General features: G+C 49.6%; 2 protein-coding genes. Both read left to right on the top strand.

All coding sequences use genetic code 11. The features are described 5' to 3' along the window. The first annotated feature begins 106 nt into the window (after positions 1–106). On the top strand, positions 107–310 hold the full coding sequence (locus IQ256_RS29960) for a hypothetical protein (protein ID WP_228025407.1): 204 nt from the start codon (positions 107–109) through the stop codon (positions 308–310). Next, entirely contained in the window at positions 292–1,248 is a 957-nt protein-coding gene (locus tag IQ256_RS29285; protein WP_228025408.1) for an IS4 family transposase, read from the top strand. The genes IQ256_RS29960 and IQ256_RS29285 overlap by 19 nt, the downstream gene beginning before the upstream one ends. Positions 1,249–1,268 lie beyond the last annotated feature (20 nt).

Raw genomic sequence — 1,268 nt, 5'->3', positions numbered from 1 at the left:
CTGAAGGGGTGACACAGCCTACGTAAACTGTACACGGTAAGGGAATAGCGGTGTGTAGGTAAAAAAAGATAGGCTAGTTTTACGAACCAAAGCCTATCGAATAAATATGATACCTTCAGTTTACCAAACAGCACTCGAACGACAGCTCAATGAATCACAGTATCTGCTGCTTTCAATACTGATCACCCTGTTGCACACTATTCGAGATGTGCGTATCGAGACGCTAGCAGAGGCACTGCCGTTTCCAATCTTGTTCGAGAGTCGGCGAAAAAAGTCCAACGGTTCCTTACACTGGGAGTCCTTCACCTGAGAAGCTTGTGGTTTGGCTTGCTGCAAGCGTTTCTTAACGAGCAACTAAGCTTAGGCAGCACTGTCTATGTCGCAATTGACCGTACGACCTGGCGAGATATCAATCTGCTGATGGCGAGTATAGTCTGGAAAGGCCGAGCGATTCCGCTCTACTGGCAGCGTTTGGATAGCCTTGGTAACAGTCACTACGACAAGCAGACGGCTTTTCTAGCAGTCGCTCTGCCGTTACTGACTGACTACCGGGTTGTGTTACTCGGTGACCGAGAGTTTTGCTCGGTTGATTTGGCCCGCTGGTTGGGCCAACGAGGCCACTACTTCTGTCTACGGCAGAAGAGATCAACCTACGTTTTGATTGAGGACAAGCCTTGGTTGAAGCTGTCTCAGCTAGACCTAGCCCCTGGAACCCAGTGTTTCTACAACGCCGTGACGATGACTAAAAGCAAAGGCTTTGGCTCAGCGCACTTGGCAGGTAAGTGGAAGCGCCGCTACCGTGGCTTCGCATCGGAAGAGCCCTGGTTCTTGCTGACTAATCTAGAGAGCCTAGACAATGCGGTAGCTGCTTATCAAAAGCGCTTCGATATTGAAGAAATGTTCCGCGATTTTAAGCTTGGTGGCTACCGACTAGAAGACTGTAGGGCTAGCAGAAAGCGCTTCTTAGCGATTGTTTTATTGATTGCAATTGCCTATCTGTGTGCTTCGACGCGAGGGCAACGGCTGAAGCAGAAAGCCCTTCAGAAGTATATAGCCAGACCAGAGACAGCGGGCCGTTCCTATCGCCGCCACAGTTTCTTTCATGTCGGGCTAGCAGCTCATCGGTGGATGCCGTTTTGGCAAGATAGCCAACAACAAGTACAACAGTTGATGATGCTCAATCGGGGGAAAATTGAATATTATCTGAGGGGGCAGAAAGCTATGATGGCCGTCCTACAAACCTTGTAGCCTTTGTGTCACCCCCTTAG

Source organism: cf. Phormidesmis sp. LEGE 11477, from assembly GCF_015207105.1.
Taxonomy (GTDB): Bacteria; Cyanobacteriota; Cyanobacteriia; order Phormidesmidales; family Phormidesmidaceae; genus Phormidesmis.
Note: the sequence above shows the minus strand (reverse complement) of the source record. Positions and strands in the feature narration are given on the sequence as shown.

Excerpts from the sequence above, each read along its gene's own strand:
- IQ256_RS29960 (WP_228025407.1), top strand. The coding sequence starts at position 107 with ATGATACCTTCAGTTTACCAAACAGCACTCGAACGACAGCTCAATGAA.